Annotated in this window: 12 protein-coding genes; 8 read left to right on the top strand and 4 right to left on the bottom strand. The window is 68.2% G+C overall.

Annotation, left to right across the window (positions count from 1 at the left end; translation table 11 throughout):
* Positions 1 to 282: 282 nt before the first annotated feature.
* Positions 283 to 1,365 carry a mannose-1-phosphate guanylyltransferase gene (manB, locus tag ABD366_RS14525; RefSeq protein ID WP_324771597.1) on the bottom strand — a complete coding sequence of 361 codons (1,083 nt, stop codon included), beginning with the start codon at positions 1,363 to 1,365 and terminating at the stop codon, positions 283 to 285.
* Positions 1,366 to 1,455: 90 nt separating this feature from the next.
* Positions 1,456 to 2,718, bottom strand: a complete 1,263-nt coding sequence (locus tag ABD366_RS14520; RefSeq protein ID WP_324771596.1) for a peptidoglycan recognition protein family protein — start codon at positions 2,716 to 2,718, stop codon at positions 1,456 to 1,458.
* A 285-nt stretch (positions 2,719 to 3,003) separates the two neighbouring features.
* On the opposite strand from ABD366_RS14520, the gene ABD366_RS14515 reads away from it, so the two are divergent.
* From ABD366_RS14515 to ABD366_RS14500, 4 genes are all read left to right on the top strand, one after another.
* The gene (locus ABD366_RS14515) at positions 3,004 to 3,759 is read left to right on the top strand and encodes a TIGR03089 family protein (protein WP_324771595.1); all 756 of its coding nucleotides are present in this window, start codon (positions 3,004 to 3,006) and stop codon (positions 3,757 to 3,759) included.
* A gap of 134 nt (positions 3,760 to 3,893) precedes the next feature.
* The gene (locus tag ABD366_RS14510; RefSeq protein WP_324771601.1) at positions 3,894 to 5,180 is read left to right on the top strand and encodes an LCP family protein; all 1,287 of its coding nucleotides are present in this window, start codon (positions 3,894 to 3,896) and stop codon (positions 5,178 to 5,180) included.
* Between the two features lie 259 nt (positions 5,181 to 5,439).
* Positions 5,440 to 7,119: an LCP family protein gene (locus ABD366_RS14505; protein WP_324771594.1), complete on the top strand. Its 1,680-nt coding sequence runs from the start codon at positions 5,440 to 5,442 to the stop codon at positions 7,117 to 7,119.
* Positions 7,120 to 7,206: 87 nt separating this feature from the next.
* Positions 7,207 to 8,871: an LCP family protein gene (locus ABD366_RS14500; protein WP_324771593.1), complete on the top strand. Its 1,665-nt coding sequence runs from the start codon at positions 7,207 to 7,209 to the stop codon at positions 8,869 to 8,871.
* A 93-nt stretch (positions 8,872 to 8,964) separates the two neighbouring features.
* On the opposite strand, the gene ABD366_RS14495 is transcribed toward ABD366_RS14500, so the two are convergent.
* Positions 8,965 to 9,435 carry a DUF2690 domain-containing protein gene (locus tag ABD366_RS14495; RefSeq protein WP_324771592.1) on the bottom strand — a complete coding sequence of 157 codons (471 nt, stop codon included), beginning with the start codon at positions 9,433 to 9,435 and terminating at the stop codon, positions 8,965 to 8,967.
* A 261-nt stretch (positions 9,436 to 9,696) separates the two neighbouring features.
* Between ABD366_RS14495 and ABD366_RS14490 the strand changes: the two genes are divergently transcribed.
* The 3 genes from ABD366_RS14490 to ABD366_RS14475 all read left to right on the top strand — a co-directional run bounded on the left by ABD366_RS14490 (position 9,697) and on the right by ABD366_RS14475 (position 11,740).
* Positions 9,697 to 10,134 (top strand): spore-associated protein, encoded by a 438-nt coding sequence (locus ABD366_RS14490; RefSeq protein WP_324771591.1) that lies wholly within the window; start codon positions 9,697 to 9,699, stop codon positions 10,132 to 10,134.
* A 66-nt stretch (positions 10,135 to 10,200) separates the two neighbouring features.
* A protein-coding gene (locus ABD366_RS43465; protein ID WP_425576957.1) for an IS630 family transposase occupies positions 10,201 to 11,270 on the top strand; the annotation gives its coding sequence in 2 pieces (ribosomal slippage) (positions 10,201 to 10,687 and positions 10,687 to 11,270; 1,071 coding nt in all).
* Between the two features lie 50 nt (positions 11,271 to 11,320).
* The gene (locus tag ABD366_RS14475) at positions 11,321 to 11,740 is read left to right on the top strand and encodes a spore-associated protein A (protein ID WP_324771588.1); all 420 of its coding nucleotides are present in this window, start codon (positions 11,321 to 11,323) and stop codon (positions 11,738 to 11,740) included.
* 100 nt (positions 11,741 to 11,840) lie between these two features.
* Here ABD366_RS14475 and ABD366_RS14470 read toward each other — a convergent pair whose 3' ends face one another.
* Complete coding sequence (locus ABD366_RS14470) at positions 11,841 to 12,884, bottom strand: glycosyltransferase family 2 protein (RefSeq protein WP_324771587.1); 1,044 nt, start codon at positions 12,882 to 12,884, stop codon at positions 11,841 to 11,843.
* 176 nt (positions 12,885 to 13,060) lie between these two features.
* Between ABD366_RS14470 and ABD366_RS14465 the strand changes: the two genes are divergently transcribed.
* Positions 13,061 to 14,476 (top strand): LCP family protein, encoded by a 1,416-nt coding sequence (locus tag ABD366_RS14465; protein ID WP_324771586.1) that lies wholly within the window; start codon positions 13,061 to 13,063, stop codon positions 14,474 to 14,476.
* The last annotated feature ends 96 nt before the right edge of the window (positions 14,477 to 14,572 follow it).

Genomic DNA, 14,572 nt, shown 5'->3' with positions numbered 1-14,572 from the left:
TGTGTAGGTGCGGGTGGTGGGGGGCTGGTGCTCGTTGTGGGGGTGGGGGCGGGAGTGGGTGTGGGTCTGGGTGTGGCTCGGGGGGCCTGCGGGCGCGGGTACGCGGGGCTCGCCGCCGCGCACTGTTGTGCGGGTGGGAGCGGGTTGCGTACGCGGGGTGTATCGGCGGCCTGCCACGGAGGTCCTTGGGTGGAGCGGGTGTGCCCTACGAGGGTAGGGGGTTTTCTCCGGAGGCGGGGGCTTTGGGGTGGGGGGCGGGGGCTGGGCCCCCGCCTTGTTTTGCTACTGGTCCGATGAGAAGCGCAGTGATGCCCCGGGGATCTTTGCCTCGCACCAGACCCTGACGCCCGTCTGCAGTTCGTTGTCCGGGCCCACGTGCGCCCCGTCGCCGATCACCGCGCCCGTCAGGATCGTACGAGCGCCGATACGGGCCTCCCGGCCGATCAGGGAGTCCGTGATCACCGCGCCCGGCTCGATCACCGCTCCGTCCAGGACCGCGGAGCCGAAGATTCGCGCTCCCTCGCCGATCTGTGCGCCCTCCCCCACGACCGTGCCGCCGGTCAGCTTGGCGTCGGGCGCGACCGTCGCCGAGGCCAGGACCAGGCTGTCGCCGCAGCGGCCCGGGACCGCCGGGGACGGGGCACGGCCCAGGACCAGGTCCGCGGAGCCGCGCACGAACGCGCCCGGCGTGCCGAGGTCCAGCCAGTACGTCGAGTCGACCATCCCCTGGAGGTGGGCGCCTGCCGCCAGCAGGCCCGGGAACGTCTCGCGCTCCACCGAGACCGGGCGGCCCGCCGGGATCGTGTCGATGACCGAACGGCGGAACACGTACGCGCCCGCGTTGATCTGGTCCGTCACGATCTCTTCCGGCGTCTGCGGCTTCTCCAGGAACGCCGTCACCCGGCCCGTCCCGTCCGTGGGGACCAGGCCGTACGCCCTCGGGTCCTCCACGCGGGAGAGGTGCAGCGACACGTCCGCGCCCGTCGACTCGTGCTCGTCGACCAGCGCGCCGATGTCCAGACCCGTCAGGATGTCGCCGTTGAAGATCAGGACCGGGTCGTCCGGGCCCGAGCGCAGGTGGGACGCCACGTTCCGGATCGCTCCGCCCGTGCCGAGCGGCTCCACCTCGGTGACGTACTCCAGGTGCAGACCGAGGCGGGAGCCGTCGCCGAAGTACGGCTCGAAGACCTCCGCCAAGTAGGACGTGGCCAGGACGATGTGATCTACACCCGCCGCCTTCGCCCGTGCCAGTTGGTGCGTGAGGAACGGGACGCCCGCCGCCGGGACCATCGGTTTCGGCGTGTTCACCGTGAGCGGGCGCAGCCTCGTGCCCTTGCCGCCGACCAGGAGGATCGCTTCTGTCACCTTGTCGTCTCTGCTTCCTGCTGGGGCCGGCCGAACTGTCTTTCGGCCGGCCAGTGTATGCAGACCGTGCGCGGCCCGGGCCGGCCGGCGTCAGCGGCCCTGGAGGCGGGCGGAGCTGCTGCGGGCGTTGCCGAGCTTGTTGTAGAGACGGCGTCCCGGGCATTCGGTTGCGAATCCGTCCCGGTGGCCGGAGATCACATGCAGTCGCACATTCTTTCCCTTGCGGTAGAGATTGCCACCGCCTGACTTGAGATATGTCGTCCCGCGTGGATTTGCCCCGTACAGGCCGAGCTTCCACGCCGTGAGTTCGGCGAGCGCGTTCACCGCCGCGGCGGGTGGGTTCGTACCGCTGAACGAGCCCAGGACCGCGATGCCCATGCTGTTCGTGTTGAAGCCGAGGGTGTGCGCGCCCATCACCGGCTTCGTGACGCCGCCCGCCCGGCCCTCGTAGATGTTGCCGCACTTGTCCACGAGGAAGTTGTAGCCGATGTCGCGCCAGCCACTGCTCTTGACGTGGTAGCGGTAGATACTGCGGATGACTGAAGGGGCTTGCGAGCAGCGGTAGTTGTTGCCCGTCGCACTGTGGTGCACGAAGGCCGCCTTCACCGTCTTCGTGTAGCCGAACTTGCGCTCCCGCAGCTTTTCGTTCGCGCCCCAGCCCTTGCGGGTGATGATGCGTGGGCGCGGGCCCACGTAGGGGCGGGCCTTTGTTGCGTCCGTGTCGGTTTCGTCGGATGCGGCGGTTGCGTCGGACGCGGTTGTCGTGTCGGACGCGGTTGTCGTGTCGGTTTTCGTTGGCGCTGCCGCTCCCTGCGGCGGCCCCGGGTCCACCAGCTCCAGGCGTAGGCCGTCGGGGAAGGGGGTCAGGGAGGCCGCGCGCGTCGCCTCGCCGCTTACCCGTACCTCTACGCCGTCGGAGTCGCCGACCCAGAGCGGGGCGGTCGCTCCGCGCACGCGGGCCCCGGTGTGCTCGGGGGACTCCAGGTCGGGGGCGTCGTCGTTGTGCGTCTCCACGTCCTGCCAGGCGGACCAGGCCGACGTGCCCGTGGTGCGGGTGCGGACCTGTACGTGGCCGTGGAGTTCGGTGTCCGGGTCGTCCCAGACCACGCCTACCAGGGAGAACGGGTGGACGTCGCGTTGCGGCAGGCCCTGTTCCTGGGGCATGCCTGTGGCGCGGGGTGTGGTGAGCGGGGTCAGGGCCAGCGACTGGGTGCTGCCCGGGAGCGAGTCCTGCGATCTTGGCGGGGTGGCGTGCGAGGGGGCGGGCAGGGTCAGCGGGAGGGCCAGGGCGGCCGCGCACGTGACGCCGATCGAGGAAGCAATTAATCCACGCATGCCCACGATCCTGGGCATATCGGGTGTGGTCCGGCCATCGGGGAGTGTCATACGGGTGCCCGGGACGGGTGTGTCCGTCCTGCATACGTGGGTGGGTTGGGCGGGGCCGGGTCGGTGTACCTCCTCGGCCGGTTCGGTCTCCACCCCCGTTGTCCGCCGTTGGCGGGTGGGCCGGGATTGTGTGCCTGCGGAGTCCTGCGGGGGCACACCAACCCGTCCCCGCCCGTACGTCTCGTTCTCGTGTGCACGCCGCAGGCGCCTTCCCCGCCGTCTCCTATGGGGGCCGCCGCGTAGGGTGGCCTGGTGAATGCTGTGTCTCGGACTCCTGCCGCTCTTCTCCAGGCCGCCCTTGCCGCCGACCCCGGTCGGCCACTCGTGACGTTCTACGACGATGCCACCGGCGAGCGCGTGGAACTGTCCGTGGCCACGTTTTCGAACTGGGTGAGCAAGACCGCCAATCTGTTGCAGGGCGAGCTGAACGCGGAGCCCGGTGACCGGGTCGCCGTGCTGCTGCCCGCGCACTGGCAGACCGCCGTGTGGCTGCTCGCCTGTTCGTCGGTCGGGGTCGTCGCCGAGGTGGGCGGGGATCCGGCCCGGGCCGACCTCGTCGTCAGCGGGCCCGACGGGCTGGACGCCGCCCGCGCCTGTTCCGGAGAGCGGGTCGCGCTCGCGCTGCGGCCGCTGGGCGGGCGGTTCCCGCAGCCGCCCGAGGGGTTCCTGGACTACGCCGTGGAGGTTCCCTCGCAAGGGGATCGGTTTGTCTCGTTCTCGCCCATCGACCCCGGTGACCTCGCTCTCGTTGTCGGCGGGCGGGAGTGGACCGGGGCCGAGGTCGTGGAAGCGGCTGTTGCCGATGCTCCCGGACTCGGGCTCACCGGGAGCGGCTCCCGGGTCCTGTCCGGGCTCCCGTACGACAGTTGGCACGGGCTGAGCGCCGGGCTCCTCGCCCCGCTGGCCGGCGGCGGGTCCGTCGTGCTCTGTCGCAACCTCGGCCTGCTCGACGAGGAAGCCCTCGCCAAGCGCGTCGAGAGCGAGCGGGTCACCGCCATCGCCCGGTAGTCCGGTAGTCCGTTCGGCTCAGCTCTTCCGGCCCGGGGCCGGTGTGGGGTCCATGGTCGTAGAGGTGCGTGTGTACGCATGCGTGTTTCTTCTACGCCGCCATGAGGAGGCCCTACGTGACCGACTCCGCCGCCATGCCTCCGGAGCGCGACAGCGGGACGCCGCACGGGCCGGGCGGCTCCTCGCCCACCGGTGCCGGGCGCACCCGGCGGCGCAGGAGATGGCTGCGGTACACGGCGATCGGCGCGGCGCTGCTGGTGCTCGTGGCGGGCGGTACGGGCTGGATCGCGTACGAGAAACTCAACGGGAACATCATCGAGGACTCGGACACCGCCGCCGAACTCGCCCGCTATGAGAAGGAACGGCCCAGCGTGCTGGTCGACGGGGCGCAGAATCTGCTGCTCATCGGGTCCGATTCGCGGGCGGGCGCGAACCGTAAGTACGGGCACAACGACGGCACCTCGCGTTCCGACACCACGATCCTGTTGCACGTCGCCGCCGATCGGAAGAGCGCCACCGCCATCTCGTTCCCGCGTGACCTGATGGTCGACGTGCCCGCCTGCCGGCAGGCGGACGGCAGCCGCACCGAGCCGATGTTCGCCATGTTCAACTACGCCTTCGAGGTGGGCGGTTCGGCCTGCACCATCCGCATGGTGGAGAAGGTGACGGGGGTGCGGATCGACCATCACATGGTCGTCGACTTCCAGGGGTTCAAGGACATGGTGAACGCCGTCGACGGTGTCGAGGTGTGCCTGGACCGGCCGGTCGACGACGCCGACGCGCATCTGCGGCTCGCCCCGGGCAGGCACGTCCTCGACGGCGAGCAGGCCCTCGGCTACGTACGCGCCCGCAAGAGCCTGGGCAACGGCAGCGACACCGACCGGATGGACCGCCAGCAGCGCTTCCTCGGCGCGCTCGTCACCAAGGTGCAGAGCGACGGTGTGCTGCTCAATCCGGCGAAGCTGTACCCCGTCCTCGACGCCGCCACCTCGTCGCTCACCACCGACCCGGGGCTCGCGAGTCTGCGGGGGCTCTACGACCTCGTGCGCGGGATGCGCGGCATCCCCGCCGACCGCATCCAGTTCCTGACCGTGCCGCGGCAGTCGTACGTCTACAACGCCAACCGCGATCAGCTCGTGCAGCCCGCCGCCGAGCGGCTTTTCACCCGGCTTCGCACCGACGCTCCGGTCGTCATCTCGAAAGAGACACCCGCCGACGTCCAGGCCGAGAGCGAGCAGGCGTACGAAGAAGGGGACTCGTCCGATATGTCGTACGAGGAGGAAGGGTATGAGGAGTATGAGGAGGGTGGGTACGGAGATTCGTACTCCTCCGGTGGAGACGGGAAGGCCGGGGAGGTCGGTTCACCCTCGCCTGCGCCTACTTTTCGTGGCAATACCGCCCGGCAGGATGTCTGCCGGTGAGGTGTCTCAGCCGCCTCAGGCAAAGCGGAAGTCATCAGTCGGCACACAGGTTCGAAGAAATGAGCCGGAATGCCCAGTTGTATGAGAGTGGAATTTGTCACCGTCGTCGTTCCACGCTGAACTGGGCGGATAGTGTGAGCGATCCGGTGCACCCGGCCATGCTGTCCTGGCGTAGTCGCGCACTGCTTACCGACTGACCGGGCGCCTGCTTTGAGGGGGGCGAGGCGCCGCGTGGCCCCGACGGAGGATGCAGACAACCGTGGACGCGCAAGGCCGTGGGCGGGCTGATGACATCGATCCCGCAGACCAGTGGGTACTCAACCCGCAAACTGGCGATTACGAACTGCGACTGACCCCTTCCGCAGGGCAGTCGACGGTGCCGGGACCCCGCCGCACCGCACCCCGTGGCGGCCGGCGCGAGCAGCGGGACGTACCTCCGCAGCGCAGGCGGCGCGAGCCGCCACCGCCTCCGCCCGGGGCGGGCCGGCGTCGCTCGAAGCCGAAGAAGAAGTCCAAGGCGAAGAAGGTGCTGCTGTGGACGTCCGGCGGTCTGGCCTTCGTGGTCCTCGCCGCCGCGGGCGGCGGGTATCTCTACTACCGCCACCTCGACGGCAACATCACCACGCAGGACGTGGTCGGTGCCAAGAACGGGTTCAGCAAGGACGAGGCCTTCAACATCCTCGTCATCGGCACCGACAAGCGCACCGGCAAGGGCAACGAGGGCTATGGCGACAAGGGCAGCGTCGGACATGCCGACACCAACGTGCTGCTGCATGTCTCCAAGGACCGTTCGAACGCGACCGCGTTGAGCATTCCGCGCGACCTCATCGTCAATGTGCCGCCCTGCCAGGTGAAGGATCCCGAGAGCGGAGAGCTCAAGACGATCCCCGGCACATCGGGCGTCCGCTTCAACACCAGCCTGGGGCAGGACGGGCGGGACGCCGGCTGCACGATGGCGACCATCAAGGCGGTCACGGGCATCACAGTCGACCACTTCATGATGGCGGACTTCAACGCCGTGAAGACGCTATCGACCGCGGTGGGTGGCGTCGAGGTGTGTGTCAGGAAAGCCGTCGACGACAAGCAGTCTCACCTGCAACTGCCCGCAGGCAAGAGCACCATCGAGGGGGAGAAGGCCCTTGCCTTCCTGCGCACCAGACACAGCTGGGGCAACCAGGGCGACCTGGACCGCATCAAGGTGCAGCAACAGTTCCTGAGTTCCTTGGCCCGCAAGATGAGTTCGGGTGACACCCTCACGAGTCCGTCGAAGCTGACGAGCCTTGCCGAGGCCGCAACCAAGGCGCTCACGGTCGACAAGGGCATCGGAAGCCTGACCAAGCTCAAGGACGTCGCTCTTGAGATCAAGAAGGTCCCGCCGAAGAATCTGACGTTCCTGACGGCGCCGGTGCGCGACAACCCGGCGGACGGCGTCGTACACAAGACGGTCATCCTGAGCGCGGCCGCGCCGCAGGCCTTCGACGCGATCAAGAACGACGTCTCGCTGACGGAGACGAAGAAGAAGGAGAAGGCCGCCGCCGACGCCAAGCTCAAGGGCACCAAGTCCGCGGCGGGCGACGTGCGCGTCGACCTTTACAACGGCAGCGGCAAGACCGGCGCCGCGCAGGCGACCCTCACCTGGCTGCAGAACAGCGAGGGCGTCGGCAAGTCCAGCCAGATGGGCAACAAGCCGGCCCAGGACAAGACGACCCTGGAGTACTCGCCCGACCAGGCCGACCAGGCGCGCCGTCTCGCCGACATCATGGGGCTGCCGGGCTCCGCGCTGAAGGAAGGCAAGAGCGAGACGAACGATCAGGGTTTGCCAGCGGTGGTCCTGATCCTCGGCAAGGACTTCAAGGGTGCGGGGACGCCCATCAGCGGCGGTACGGCGAAGGTCGACGCCGATAAGACGACCGCCGACAAGACTGGTTGCGCCGAGTGACCAACCTCGGCCGCCCTTTGGCTGTCTAACCAATTGACAGCAGGGCGGCCGAGTCATGGCCGCGGGGCGGGAGGGTGGGGCAGAGGCATGGGGCGAAGCGGCGTGCGCGGGGAGCGCACACGGATGGACGGCCTCGGTGAACCGGCGGTGCACGCCGGTGAGTCAGTCCAGGACGAGGGTCTTCACGAGGACGTTCCCGCCGGTGACGGCACGGAGCTCCCGGACCGCACACCTCGGGCGGGCCGGCACGGCGGCGGGCGGCCGAAGCGGCGCAGACATCGAATACTGCGCTGGACCGCGGGAGTTCTCGCGGTCCTGGTGGTCGGCACGGCCGGCGCCGGCTACCTCTATTACAGACATTTGAACGGCAACATCAAAAAGGACAAGCTCAACCTCGGCGAGAGCAACGTCGCGAAGCCGACGCCGAACGAGGCGGGCCAGACACCGCTCAACATCCTTCTGATCGGTTCCGACAGCCGTAACACGAAGGAAAATCTCAAGCTCGGCGGGCACAAGCAGAGCGTGGGTGCTCCCCCGCTCGCCGACGTACAGATGCTGCTGCATGTGTCGGCCGACCGCAGCAACATGTCGGTGATCAGCATGCCGCGCGACACCATGCTGAAGATCCCGAAGTGCACCGACCCCGACGGCAAGGTCTATCCGTCGACCACCTCCCTGCTGATGACGAACGAGTCACTGGGCCGCGGTGGCCCGGGATGCACCGTCGCCACGTGGCAGGAGCTCACCGGTATTCACATCGACCACTTCATGAAGATCGAGTTTTCGGGCGTCGTATCGATGGCCGACGCCATCGGGGGTGTGCCGGTCTGTGTGAAGCAGAACGTGTACTCCCACACCAGCAAAGGCGCGGGATCCGGTCTCCGGCTGAAGAAGGGCACGACCGCCATCAAGGGTGAGGACGCCTTGAGGTGGCTGCGGACCCGCTATGGGTTCGAGGACGGCACCGACCTGGGCCGCACGCACGCCCAGCACATGTACATGAACTCGATGGTGCGCGAACTGCGCAAGAATGCGACCCTCACCAACCCCAACCAACTGCGCAAGCTCGCCGAGCAGGCCACCAAGTCGCTCATGGTCGACGAGGACATCGCCAGCGTCACGAAGTTGTACGACCTGGCGAAGCAACTGCAGAAGGTACCCACCAAGCGGATCACGATGACGACGATGCCGACCGTGCAGTGGTCGCAGAACATCAACCGGGTGGTGCCGAAGCCGGATGACGCCGACCAGTTGTTCACAATGGTGCGCGACGACGAGCCGCTCGACGGGAAGGCGTCGAAGAAGAAGCCCGACCTGACGTCGAAGGACCCGACCGCGGCCGACGGCGCCATCCCGGTGATCGTCCGCAACGGCACAGCCGTGGACGGACAGGCCCCGACCTCGCGGCGGGCCACGGCAGTTGTCACAGCGCTGCAGGGCAAGGGCTTCGCGCAGGCGAAGGTCGACCCGCAGAACCAGCCGGAGGAGAAGACCGTCATCAGCTACCCGAGCGCTGACCTCGAAGGTGACGCCCAGTCCGTGGCGAAGGCGATCGGGCTGCCGCTGACCGCGGTGCGAAAGTCGACCGAGTCCTCGGGGGTCACCCTGGTCGTGGGCGCGGACTGGCGCAGCGGCGGCACCTTCCCGAAGTCCACGGCGACGAGCGACGGCGGGGCCCCGAAGTCCTCCCGTCCGCTGAACGGCGACGACACCGATGCCTGCATGGACATCCAGGAGGGATACACCTGGTAGCGGCCCGTCCGCGCGCGACGCTGTGCTCCGCCGGACTCATGTCCCGCGGAGCACGGCGTTTTTGACGGGCCGTTGATCAGAACGCGCGGGCGGTCAGTAGGAGCCGGTACGGGTGTTCGCCTGTCCCGCCGCCGTGTCGATCGCGGCCTGAGCGAACGCGGTCAGACCCTTGTCGTAGACCATGGGCGTGTAGCACTGGGTCTGCCCCTTGTTGATGGTGCAGCCGTACTGGCGGCCGTCGTTGTTGCGGATGATGTAGGCGTGCGCGCAGTCGTAACCGGCGGAGGCGTTGCCGCAGGCGTCCTGGGTGTAGTTGAGGGTGAGGCGGGCCCAGCCGGCGTGACACTTGAGGCTGTAGCGCATCTCGATGACGCCGAATGTCGCGTTGGCGTTCTTCACCACCGCTGACTGCACCGTCGTCGCGTCGCTCCCGCACCCTGCGGCCGTCGGGTCCTGACCGTCGTACGTGTACGCCTGGGCGCCCCCCGTTCCCGCGATCAACGCGATACCGAGCCCCCCGGCCACCACACCTGCACGAGCGAGATTTCTCATCTTGAAACGCACTACGACCCCTCCTGGGCATGCATGCGAAGTCTGTGACTGGTCTGTCACAGACTTATGAGAGTGGAAAGCGCGGACATCTGATCATCGTCTCGGCGCCTGGTCAACGCCGCCCGTGACAAAGGAAGTTGATCGCTCATACGAACATGCGGAACCGGCCATACCTCCTCTTGATTCAGACATGATCACGCCAACATATTGGTCGAGCGGAGGCAAGGTGATGAGCTCACGCCGCCGATCTTCACCTCTCACCGAAGGACTCCCATGCACAGGAAACTCGCCGCCGTAGCCGTCTCGGCCCTGGCCATGGTCCTTGCGCCGTTGGCCACGACCGCAGACGCGTCGACCAAGAGCGATGTCGTCAGCCTCGCTCGGTCCGCTTGCGGCTCCGCCTACAGCACCACCGTCGCGGCAGCCGATCAGGGCGTACCCGGCAGCTACTACTGGTACGTCCTGCTCTACAACCCATCCAATGGTTACAACTGCGCGACGCTGATCAAGGACAGCAAGAACGGTGACTACAACAAGGCGACTTACATGGGCGTCGGCATACGCGTGGCGGGAGGCAGCTGGCACGAGGACGCGGGCAATTACACAAAGTATGCAGGGCCGGTCTACGTCCACGCCCCCAACCAATGCGTTTACCTGCACACGCAGCAGCCTGGCGATGAGTGGTGGAGCAACGCAATGGCCTGCAGCTAGAGATCTTTAACGTTGCGGGTTACGTCGGCCGGTGACGGCGCAAGTGGATCGCGCTATGCCGGTGGGATGAGGTATCCCGATGGCGGTGGGCTGACGGCCGAGGAACGGGCTCGGCGCGAGCAAATTCGCTTCGAGGCCGCTGACTTGATCGAGGCTGGGGTCAGCGATGCAGAGGTGGCCCGGCGCTTCAGAGTGACGCGGATGTCGGCGAATCGCTGGCGCCGAGCCCTGGCTTCGGGCGGTCGCCAGGCCCTGGTTTCCAAGGGGCCTGGCGGTGCCCGTTGCAAACTCGACGACCTGCAACTGCGCCTGTTGGAAGCAATATTGGACGGCGGTCCGGCCGCGTGTGGCTGGCATGACCAGTGCTGGACGCTCGCCCGGATCGCCGAGATCGTGCGCCGCCGGTTCGGCGTCGAGTACACCCTGGCCGGGCTCGACCTGTTGCTGCACCGGATCGGCTGGAGCGGGCAGGTCCCCACCCGCAAGGCGACCGAGCGCGACGAGCCGAGGATCGCCGCGTGGAAAGACCAGCAGTGGCCCGTCATAAACAGAGGGCGGCGGACCTGGGCGCCTGGCTCTGCTTCGAGGACGAGGCAGGTCAGGGCCTGAGGCCGCCCAAGGGCCGCACCTGGGGCCGCCGCGGTCGCACCCCGGTCGTGAAGGTCACGGCCGCGGGCACCAAGCGCGTCTCCATGGCCGCGCTGATCTGCACCAAAGCCGGTCACAGGGCACGGCTGATCTACCGCATCCATCTGGACCGCGGCCCCGTCAAGGGGCGACGCAAGGGCTTCACCGAGACCGACTACGCCCGCCTGCTGGATGCCGCGCATCGGCAACTCGGTGGTCCCGTCGTCCTGGTGTGGGACAACTTGAACACGCACGTCAGTCGTGCGATGCAGGAGCTGATCGCCGCCCGGGGGTGGCTGAGCGTCTACCAGCTGCCGCCGTACGCTCCCGAGCTCAACCCCGTCGAGGGCGTGTGGTCACACTTGAAGAGATCTCTGGCCAACCTCACCAAACACGGCCTCGACCAGCTCACCGCGCTGGTGAAGACACGACTGAAACGGATGCAGTACCGCCCCGGCCTCATCGACGGGTACATGGCCAGGACCGGACTCGACCTCCAACCGCCGTAACCCCAGCCGTTAAAGGCCTCTAGCCCCTAAACGGAAAAGGACTATAAACCATGCGCATGCGACGACTCTGCAGCATTGCTGCGACTCTTGGCCTGGCTGTGGCCGGCCTCGCCGTGTCAGCCAGCACGGCATCGGCCGCCGCGAGCTATAACGGCGCTTGCGGATCCGGCTATGGCGTGATCGGATCCAAATATGTCGGCGATGGCCGGACCTTCCTCACCTACAACAGCTCCACCGGCTACAACTGTGTAGTCACCGTCAGTGACACGCCGGGTGTAGCGATGTATATGGAAGCTCGGCTGCGGCTCCACAGAACCGACACGGTCTGGAAAGCCAGTGAAATGGACACGGGCACTTACACGCAGTACGCGGGCCCCGTCTATCTGTATGCCAAGGGCTCGTGCATCGATTACGGCGGTGCCGCCAACTCAAGCTACACACGGATCGATTACGGGGTCCACTGCGGCTGACGGTCCTGTCGGTCTGGTGACAGCGCCATGCACATCCGCTGTCACCAGCTGCTTCAAGTGCCGACCCAGGCCTGGGTAGAGCCCGCGCTCCCGGACCGCGTCAATTAGCCGCGGGTTCGCTGTGCACCGTCGGGCGGCGCGATGCGATGACCTTGCGCGCGAGCGACTTCGGGCTCGTCAGGAAGCCCCAGCCCCACGTCATGTGCATCGTGGCGAGGGCCACGGGGATCTGGGCGCGTGCCTTGAGCGGCAGGCCCTTGCCGGCCGGGACGGAGCCCGCGACGATCGCCGCCAGGTAACCGGCGGGGATCACCAGCGCCCACGGCGTGAGGGCCGCGCCGACCACGATGCCCGCCGCGATGGCGACGACGGCGGTCGGCGGGGCGAGGTAGCGCAGGTTGATGGAGCCCGAGTGGTAGCGGGCCACCACATGGCGCCAGCGGCCGTAGTCCTTGTACTGCTTGGCCAGTGCCTTCACGGACGGGCGCGGGCGGTAGGAGACCTTCAGCTCCGGCGAGAACCAGATCAGGCCGCCCGCGTCGCGGATGCGGAAGTTCAGCTCCCAGTCCTGGGCGCGGATGAACTCCTCGTTGTAGCCGCCCTGTCGCTCCAGCGCCTCGCGCCGGAAGACACCGAGGTAGACCGTCTCGGCGGCCTGCGCCGAACCGCCGGTGTGGAAGACCGCGTTGCCCACGCCGATCTTCGAGGTCATCGCGGCGGCGACGGCCTTCTCCCAGTCGTTGGTTCCCTGGGCGTGCATGATGCCGCCCACGTTCATCGCGCCGGTCTCCTCCAGGAGGCGGACGGCGGTCGCGATGTAGCCCTGCGAGAGCGCGGCGTGGCCGTCGACGCGGACGACGATCGGATGGCGGGAAGCCTTGATCGCGGCGTTCAGCGCGGCGGGGGTGCGGCCCGTCGGGTTCGGCACGGTGTGCACGCCGGGGTTCTCGGCGACCAGCTGCGCGGCGATCTCGTCCGTGCGGTCGGTGGAGGGGCCGAGCGCGAGCACGACCTCCATCTCGCCGCCGTACTCCTGCGCCAGGATCGCCTCGACGGCCTCCCGCAGGTGCCGCTCCTCATTGAGGATGGGCATGATCACGGAGACGGCAGGAAGCTGCGTACCAGTGTTGGCGGTTGCGTTCATCGTGGGTCACGTTACCGCTAATGGGGGACACGGGCGCGCGCCGCCCGGCGCACTACCGCGGTCTGGAGATCGTATGGGCCTACGGTGCTCGCGTCCCACGCCCGCTCACGCGGAGGTGTCCCCACGTGCCCACGCCGCCCCGCTCCCCCGCCCGCCCGAGCCGTCCGCCGCGTCCAATGCAGGACCGCCGGCCGGCCGAGCCGCTGCGCAGGCGCAGACCCCGGTGGGCGATGCGGCTGGCCACGACGCTGTCCGTGACGGTGCTCGCCGCGGCGGGTGTCGGGCACGCGCTCGTCTCCGGCCTGGACACCGGGATCGACCGCATCGACCCGTTCAAGGACATGAAGAACCGGCCGGCCGCCGGGCACGGCATGAACGTGCTCCTTGTCGGCACCGACGGCCGCGACAAGATCACCGAGGCGGAGCGGCAGAAGTACCGGCTCGGCGGCTCACCCTGCCACTGCACGGACACGATCATGATCGTGCACATCTCCGCCGACCATGAGCGCGCGTCCGTCGTCTCCCTGCCGCGTGACTCCTACGCCGTGATGCCGCCGCACACCGATCAGAACAGCGGCGAGAAGCACCACGAGCACCCCGTGAAGATCAACGCGGCCTACGCGGAGGGCGGGCCGCAGCTGACCGTCCGTACCGTCGAGAACATGACGCACGTGAAGATCGACCACTATCTGGAGGTCGACTTCACCAGCTTCATGAAGACCGTCGACGTGCTCGGCGGCGTCGAGGTCTGCACGGCCCGGCCCCTCCGGGACTCGTACACGGGTCTCGATCTGGGCGTCGGCACGCACCGGTTGGACGGCGGCCAGGCATTGCAGTACGTACGGGCGCGGCACACGGACGGCGCCGGTGACCTCGGGCGGATGCAGCGCCAGCAGCGCTTCCTCGCCTCGCTGATCTCCAGGACGACCTCGTCCGGGGTGCTGCTCAACCCGGTCAAATTCCGCGGTGTCGCGCACACACTGCTCGATTCCGTCCGCGCCGACCAGGGGTTCGGGACGGAGGAGATGGTCGAACTGGCGCGGGCCATGCGGTCGTTCACTCCGTCGTCCTCCGAGTTCACGACCGTGCCGATCGGGAACATCGACTACGAGGTCGAGGGCATCGGCTCCACCGTGAAGTGGGACCCGGTGAAGTCCGAGAAGCTGTTCAAGGCGCTCCGTGACGATCAGCCGCTCGCCGCGCACCGGAACCGGAAGAAGGCGGTCGTCGTCGATGTCTCGCCGCAGCAGATCCGGGTGCAGGTGGAGAACGCGACGATGACGGCGGGGCTCGGCGAGAAGGCCGATGCCGCGTTGCGGGCGACGCGGTTCCGGACGAGCGGGGTGCCGGTGAACGCGGTGGAGCGTGCTGCCGCGCGGACGGTTGTGCTGTACGACCCGCGTTGGGATCGGTCCGCGAAGTCGCTGGGTACGGCGTTGCCGGGGGCGCGGATGGTGGCTGTGCCGGGGCAGGGGGCCGTGCTGAAGGTTCGGGTGGGGGCGGATTATTCCGGGGTTCGGCGGGTTCGGGCGGAGGATGCGCGGCAGGGGGAGTTCGGGGTGGTCACCGGGGATGAGGTGGCTTGTGGGTGAGCCCCTGGGGCCGACCGGCCGGCCTGGGTGAGCGTGCGGGCGCTGTCGGCCAAGGTCGCGGGGCTCTGCCCCGGACCCCGCTCCTCAATCGCCGGA

Origin of the sequence: Streptomyces kunmingensis, assembly GCF_039533535.1 — a bacterium.
GTDB lineage: Bacteria > Actinomycetota > Actinomycetes > Streptomycetales > Streptomycetaceae > Streptomyces > Streptomyces kunmingensis.
Note: the sequence above shows the minus strand (reverse complement) of the source record. Positions and strands in the feature narration are given on the sequence as shown.